General features: G+C 71.0%; 7 protein-coding genes. 5 read left to right on the forward strand and 2 right to left on the reverse strand.

Annotation, left to right across the window (positions count from 1 at the left end):
• Positions 1-184: 184 nt before the first annotated feature.
• On the reverse strand, positions 185-664 hold the full coding sequence (locus AB0O00_RS26285; protein WP_363655737.1) for a DoxX family protein: 480 nt from the start codon (positions 662-664) through the stop codon (positions 185-187).
• A 198-nt stretch (positions 665-862) separates the two neighbouring features.
• Between AB0O00_RS26285 and AB0O00_RS26290 the strand changes: the two genes are divergently transcribed.
• Positions 863-1,444 (forward strand): TetR family transcriptional regulator, encoded by a 582-nt coding sequence (locus tag AB0O00_RS26290; protein WP_363655739.1) that lies wholly within the window; start codon positions 863-865, stop codon positions 1,442-1,444.
• 96 nt (positions 1,445-1,540) lie between these two features.
• Complete coding sequence (locus AB0O00_RS26295; protein ID WP_363655741.1) at positions 1,541-2,302, forward strand: SDR family oxidoreductase; 762 nt, start codon at positions 1,541-1,543, stop codon at positions 2,300-2,302.
• A gap of 6 nt (positions 2,303-2,308) precedes the next feature.
• Here AB0O00_RS26295 and AB0O00_RS26300 read toward each other — a convergent pair whose 3' ends face one another.
• Positions 2,309-2,995, reverse strand: coding sequence for an SMI1/KNR4 family protein (locus AB0O00_RS26300; RefSeq protein ID WP_363655743.1), 687 nt, complete (start codon positions 2,993-2,995; stop codon positions 2,309-2,311).
• A gap of 181 nt (positions 2,996-3,176) precedes the next feature.
• Between AB0O00_RS26300 and AB0O00_RS26305 the strand changes: the two genes are divergently transcribed.
• The 3 genes from AB0O00_RS26305 to AB0O00_RS26315 are packed head-to-tail and all read left to right on the forward strand — an operon-like array spanning position 3,177 to position 6,420.
• Complete coding sequence (locus AB0O00_RS26305) at positions 3,177-4,097, forward strand: sugar ABC transporter permease (RefSeq protein WP_363655745.1); 921 nt, start codon at positions 3,177-3,179, stop codon at positions 4,095-4,097.
• Positions 4,094-4,981, forward strand: coding sequence for a carbohydrate ABC transporter permease (locus AB0O00_RS26310; protein WP_363655747.1), 888 nt, complete (start codon positions 4,094-4,096; stop codon positions 4,979-4,981). Before AB0O00_RS26305 ends, AB0O00_RS26310 begins: the two co-directional genes overlap by 4 nt.
• A gap of 41 nt (positions 4,982-5,022) precedes the next feature.
• The gene (locus AB0O00_RS26315) at positions 5,023-6,420 is read left to right on the forward strand and encodes an ABC transporter substrate-binding protein (RefSeq protein ID WP_363655749.1); all 1,398 of its coding nucleotides are present in this window, start codon (positions 5,023-5,025) and stop codon (positions 6,418-6,420) included.
• The last annotated feature ends 34 nt before the right edge of the window (positions 6,421-6,454 follow it).

Consider the following 6,454-nt stretch of genomic DNA (forward strand, 5'->3'; position numbering starts at 1 on the left):
CGGCACCGACCCCAGGTCTGAGCTCGTGTGGAAGCCGCCCCCCGGGGCGGCCTGTGGGTCGGGGGGTGCGGGGGCGGGGGCCCCCCCGGGACCGCGACCAGTGCCGTCATCGACGACCGGTCGGCGTCGGCGACGGCCTCACCGTCAAGGTCGCGTCCGTCGAGCAGCACCTCGGGGACAAGTCCTAGCCCACGTGGGCGGGTTCGGCGGCCTCATCGGTGCGGTGGGCGGCGTCCTGGGCGTGGCCAGGAAGCAGGCGGTCCAGGGCGTACGGGCCGGAGCCGATGACGGCGATGGCGAGGAACGCCCAGCAGAACATGACGGACGGTTCGCCGCCGTTCTGCAACGGGAGCAGCGCGTGCTGCTGGTGGACGGTGAAGTAGGCGTAGGCCATCGAGCCGGAGCAGAGCAGCGCGGCCCAGCGGGTGCCGAGGCCGAGCACGACGAGGGTGCCGCCCGCCAGTTGGATCAGCGCGGCCCACCAGCCCGGCCAGTGGCCGAGCGGGATGCTGCCGCCGCCCTTGGCGCCGCCGAGGACGCCGAAGAGCGAGGCCGTGCCGTGGCAGGCGAACAGGAACCCGACGACGACCCGGAAAGCGGTGAGGGCGAGTGGGCGGGCGGTGTCGGCCACCGCGCGCGGTGTTGCGGGGAAATGTACGGACATGGGGCAACGCCTCCTGATGTGGGGGAGGAGGGGTGGTCGGCAAGGGTAGCCGTGGTCTAGTCCACTTGACAACGACCCGTCAGATCCCCCTCGGCTCTGGCGAATTCCGTCAAGTCGACCGGGGGGCAGAAGACTGCACCATGCCCCTTGAGGACTTCTATATTGACCGAGCGGTCCAGAAAGGATTAGCGTTCAACCATGGCGCGAACGAAGGAATTCGACCCGGACGCGGCGCTGCAGGCGGCCCTGGAGCTGTTCTGGCGCCGCGGCTACGAGGCCACGTCCATGGCCGACCTGGTCGAGGGGCTCGGGATCGGCCGCGCGAGCCTGTACGCCACGTTCGGCAGCAAGCACGAGCTGTACCTGCGTGCGCTGGAGCGCTACAGCGAGCAGACCGACGCGGTGCTGCTCGCCGAGCTGTCCCAGCCCGGGCCGGTGCTGCCCGCCATCCGCGCGGTGATCCGCCGGTACGCGGACCTGTCCACCGGGGACCGGCGGCAGCAGGGATGTTTCGTCACCAACACGGCGGTCGAGCTCGCGCCGCACGACGCGTCGGCCGCCCGCCGGGTGGAGGCGAGCCTCGGCCACCTGGAGGCGCTGCTCACCGCGGCGCTCACGCGCGCCGAGGCGCAGGGCGAGCTGCCGGAGGGGCGTGATCCCCGGGCGCTGGCGCGGATGCTCATGGTGCTGATGCAGGGCATGCGCGTGATGGGCAAGGTCGCGGACGGGCCGGCGCGTGTGCGGGATGCCGCCGAGCAGGCGCTCACGCTGCTGGACTGAGCGCGGTGAGCGGGAGCGGCGGCTCTTCCTTCTGCCTTGATACCGAATTCCTGCCTTGATACTGAACCGAACGGTCAATATAGAAATGGGAACCCCATGAGCAAGCGCTTCGCCGACCGCGCCGTCCTCGTCACCGGCGGCGGCACCGGCATCGGACGGGCGGTCGCGCTCGCCTTCGCCCGGGAGGGTGCCCGGGTCGCCGTCGCGGGCCGCACCGAGGGCCCGCTGGCCGAGACCGTCGGGCTGATCGAGCGCGAGGGCGGCAAGGCCGTGGCGCTCACCGGAGACGTGACGGACGGTGCGGACGCGGCCCGGCTGGTCCGCGAGACCGTCGAGTACCTCGGCGCACTGGACGTCGCCGTCAACAACGCGGGCGTGCTCGGCGGCCTCGGCCCGGTCGCCGACATCGACGAGGCCGAGTGGGAGCGCGTCCTCGGCACCAACGTGACGGGCACGTTCCTCGCGATGAAGCACCAGATCGCCCACCTGCGCGCCAACGGCGGCGGCGCGATCGTCAACATCTCGTCCAACGTCGGCACCCACATGAGCATCGCCGGCCTCGGCGCCTACGGAGCCACCAAGGCGGCCGTCACCGCGCTCACCCGCGCCGCCGCCCGCGATCACATCGCGGACGGCGTGCGGATCAACCTGGTGAGCCCCGGCCCGATCGACACCCCCATGTCCACCCGGCCCGGGGAGAGCGCCGCCGACAAGGCCGAGCGGATGAAGGGCGCCACCCCGGTCGGCCGGGCCGGCGCGGTGGACGAGGTCGCCGCCGCCGTCCTCCACCTCGCCTCGCCCGAGGCCGGCTACACCGTCGGCGCCGACCTCGTCCTGGACGGCGGCGTGACGGCCTGACGCGGCTCAGCCCTTGAGCCAGTCCTCGGGCAATGCCTCGTACAGGGCCTGCAGTGCTTCGGCGCTGCGGGCCCTGGCCGTCATGGAGAAGTCCTCGATCACGCCGACCAGCACGCCCGGCCCCTCGAACCACCGGCAATCGCGCCCGAGCTCCGGCAACTCCCGGTAGACGTCGGGCAGTTCTTCCTCCGGCTCGGCGAAGTCCGTCAGCTCGTGGTCCTCCAGCAGCTTCTCCGCCATCGCCATCGCGACGGCCGCGACCGAGAACCGGGACTCCGACGGCTCCCAGCGCTCCTGCGACTTGTCCGCGAGGTCCGGCCGGGCCACCGTCGCCGGATCGTCCTCGGCGAGCTCCGCCAGCGGGATGCCCCAGTGGGCGCAGCCCTGGTTCTCGGCCTGGTAGACCAGGGCGCCGTCGAGGACGTACAGCTCGTCCGGCGTCAGCAGCGTGTTGTGGCTGCTCGTCAGGTCCGCCCGCCGCCCGAACAGCCGGTACGCCTCGCGCAGCGCGGCCGGCAGCCGCAGGCCGAGGCGCCGCTCGGCCGCGTCGAGCTCGGCGTCCGCGAAGCCGTCGCCCGGCCCGAGCGGCCCGCCCCAGTACGCGGCGAAGCCCCTGACGAACGCCCAGGCGCCCTCCCGCCCCCGCAAGGTTTCGGCCATTCCTGCCCGCAAGTCGAAGATCTCGTCGTTCACGTGGGAACCGTACGCCGCACCACCGACAGCCCTAAGGCTGCTCCGGACACGACCGTCCGGATTGACGCGAACGCGTAATCCTGTGGTCACCAGTTGCTCACCGCCAGGTTTCCGGCGCGTCGCACGGGCAAGACACGGTTTCGGCCGGAACCGACATCACGAAAGGCGGACGCGCTCACCCATGCCGACCGCACCGCACCCCGCGCCCCACCCGCGGCGCAGCCACCGCTGGGGCGAACACAGCCTGGCCTGGGCCTTCCTGCTGCCCTCGCTGGTCGTCTTCGTCCTGTTCATCGGCTACCCGCTGGGGCGGACCCTCTACCTGAGCGCCCACGCGAACGACCTGTTCGGCGCGCCCTCCCGCTACGTCGGGTTTCAGCACTACACCGACCTGCTGAGCTCCGCGGACTTCGGCCGCACGCTGGTCACCACCGCCCTGTTCACGCTGCTCACCGTCGTGCCGGGGGTCCTCGGTGCGCTCGTGCTGGTGCTGCTCCTGGAGAACCGGATCCGCGGCGTGCGGCTGCTGCGCTCCGCGTTCGCGCTGCCGTTCGCCTTCTCGGTGGCCAGCGCGTCCGTGGTCTTCGCGGTGTTCTTCAACCCCGCCAGCGGGGTGATCAACGGCCTGCTCTCGCACGTGGGCCTCGGCCCGGTCGGCTGGCTCACCGACGACCGCTACGCGCTGGTGTCGGTCGCCGCCACCACGGTCTGGATGAACCTCGGCTACAACGTCCTGGTGCTCTCGGCCGGCGTCGGCTCGATCCCCGGCGAGATCATGGAGGCGGCCCGGCTCGACGGCGCCACCGGCCTGCGGCTGGCCCGCTCGATCACCGTGCCGATGCTCGGCCCGAACCTGTTCTTCCTCACCGTGGTCTCCACCGTCCACTCGCTGCAGAGCTTCGGCCAGATCCACATCCTCACCAAGGGCGGTCCGGACGGCGCCACGCGCACCCTCGTCTACTCCGTGTACGAGAAGGCGTTCGCGTACGGCTCCAGCGACTTCGGCACCGCGAGCGCGCAGGCCGTCGTGCTGCTCCTGGTCGTCCTCGCCTGCACGGCCGTCCAGTTCGGCGTCCTGGAGCGGAAGGTGCACTACGCATGAGCACGATCAGCAGCGTCGAAACCGTGGAGCCCCGTCGCCGTACCGGCGTCCTGGCCGGCCGGTCCCCGCGCGAGCTGCTCGCCCGCGCCGTCGTCTACCTGGTGCTCGCCGCGGCCGTCGTCACCGTCGCCTTCCCGGTGTACTACGCGATAGCCGGCGCGTTCATGGGCCCGTCCGAACTCTCCTCGTACCCACCGGCGCTGGTGCCCCACTCGGTCACCGGGCGGAACTTCTCCGGCGCCGTCCACACCATCCCGCTGGCCCGCCAGTACGCCAACTCGGCGATCACGGCGACGGCCATCACCCTCGCCCAGCTGTTCACCTCGATCCTCGCCGCGTACGCCTTCGTCTTCCTGCCGATCAGGGCGCGGGCGGTGGTGTTCGGGGTGTTCCTGGCGACGCTGATGGTCCCGTGGGAGGCCATCATCATCCCCAACTACCTGACGCTGTCGGACTGGGGCCTCGGCAACACCTACTTCGGCCTGGTGCTGCCCTTCCTCGCCTCCGGCTTCGGCACCTTCATGCTGCGCCAGTCCTTCCGCCAGCTGCCCGCCGAACTGCGCGACGCGGCCCGGATCGACGGCGCGGGGCACTGGCGCTTCCTGTGGAAGATCGTCGTCCCGCTCAACAAGCCCGCCCTCGCGGCGCTGTCGATCTACGTGTTCCTGTCCGCCTGGAACCAGTACTTCTGGCCGCTCATCATCACCCGCACGGCGAACATGCAGACGCTGCAGATCGGCCTGACCTCGCTGCGTGACTCCGAGATGTCCGACCCCGGCCTGATCCTCGCCGGCGTCGTCCTCTCGCTGCTGCCGACCCTCGCCCTGGTGGTCTTCGGCCAGCGCTTCATCGTCCGCGGCCTGACCGCGGGCGCCGTCCGCTGAATCCGTTCGTCCCTCCCGCACCCCACAGAGAGAGAACCCCCGTGAAGAAGAGTGCACGCGCGCTCGCGGCCCTGCTGGTGGCCGGCCTGTCCCTGACCGCCTGCAGCTCCGGCGGCTCCACGTCGGGCTCCGGCGGCGGCTCCGGCGACGCGGCGGCGCCCGGCGCCCAGGCCCTCGACCAGGCCTCCGGCGTCACCACCGTCGAGTTCTGGCACTCGATGACCGGCAAGAACGCCGACGTGCTGAACGGCCTGGTGAGCCAGTTCAACGCGGCCCACCAGGGCAAGATCGAGGTCAAGGCGGAGTTCCAGGGCAAGTACGACGACCTGGTCGCCAAGTACAAGGCCGCGGTTCAGCAGAAGGGCACCCCCGCCCTGGTGCAGGTCTACGACATCGGCACCCGCTTCATGATCGACTCCAAGCAGGCGGTCCCCGCCCAGGCCTTCGCGGACAAGGACGGCTACTCGCTCGCCGACCTCGACCCCAACATCCGCAACTACTACTCGGCCGGCGGCAAGCTCCAGAGCATGCCGTTCAACTCCTCGATGCCGCTGCTCTACCTGAACGCCGACGCCTTCAAGGAGGCCGGCCTCGACCCGGCCAAGCCGCCGACGAACCTCGCCGAACTCGCCGACTTCGCGCAGAAGCTGACCAAGAAGGACGCGAGCGGCCAGACCGTGCGCTACGGCTTCGGCGCCGCCATCTACGGCTGGTTCGTCGAGCAGCTCATGGCCGAGTCCGGCACGGTCTACTGCGACCAGGACAACGGGCGCAGCAACAAGGCCGGCAAGGTCGTCTTCGACTCCGCCCAGGGCGCCCAGATCGTCCAGTGGTGGGCCGACCTGGTCAAGAACGGCTACGCGGCCAACACCGGGCGCACCGTCGACGACGCCCAGGCGGCCTTCAAGTCCGGCACCGTCGCGATGCACCTGGAGTCCACCGGCGTGCTGCGCGGCTACACCGAGGCGGCGAAGTTCACCGTCGGCACCGCCGCGTTCCCGAAGGTCAACGCGGGCGACCAGGGCGGCCCGGTCATCGGCGGCGCCTCACTGTGGATCAGCGGCCCCGGCCACTCGGACGCCGAGAAGCGCGCCTCCTGGGAGTTCGAGAAGTTCCTGACCTCGCCGGAGCAGCAGGCCGCCTGGCACACCGGCACCGGCTACTTCCCGGTCAACACCAAGTCCCTGGACGACCCCAAGGACAAGGAGTGGGTGGCCAAGTACCCGCAGTTCCAGACCGCCATCGACCAGCTCAAGGCCACCAAGCCCACCCCGGCCACGGCCGGCTGCCTGCTCGGCGTGATGCCGCAGGCGCGCAAGGGCGTGGAGACGGCCATCGAGCAGACGATCAAGGGCTCGAAGACCGCACAGCAGGCGCTCACCGACGCGGCCAAGGAACTGCAGCCCGCGATCGAGAGCTACAACAGCTCGGTCGGCTGACGCTCCCCGCCACGGAACGCCCGCCCGGTGCACC

The organism is Kitasatospora sp. NPDC093558 (assembly GCF_040683475.1).
GTDB lineage: Bacteria > Actinomycetota > Actinomycetes > Streptomycetales > Streptomycetaceae > Kitasatospora.

Coding starts and splice junctions, on each gene's coding strand:
- AB0O00_RS26285 (WP_363655737.1), bottom strand. CDS start 664: ATGTCCGTACATTTCCCCGCAACACCGCGCGCGGTGGCCGACACCGCC.
- AB0O00_RS26290 (WP_363655739.1), top strand. CDS start 863: ATGGCGCGAACGAAGGAATTCGACCCGGACGCGGCGCTGCAGGCGGCC.
- AB0O00_RS26295 (WP_363655741.1), top strand. CDS start 1,541: ATGAGCAAGCGCTTCGCCGACCGCGCCGTCCTCGTCACCGGCGGCGGC.
- AB0O00_RS26305 (WP_363655745.1), top strand. CDS start 3,177: ATGCCGACCGCACCGCACCCCGCGCCCCACCCGCGGCGCAGCCACCGC.
- AB0O00_RS26310 (WP_363655747.1), top strand. CDS start 4,094: ATGAGCACGATCAGCAGCGTCGAAACCGTGGAGCCCCGTCGCCGTACC.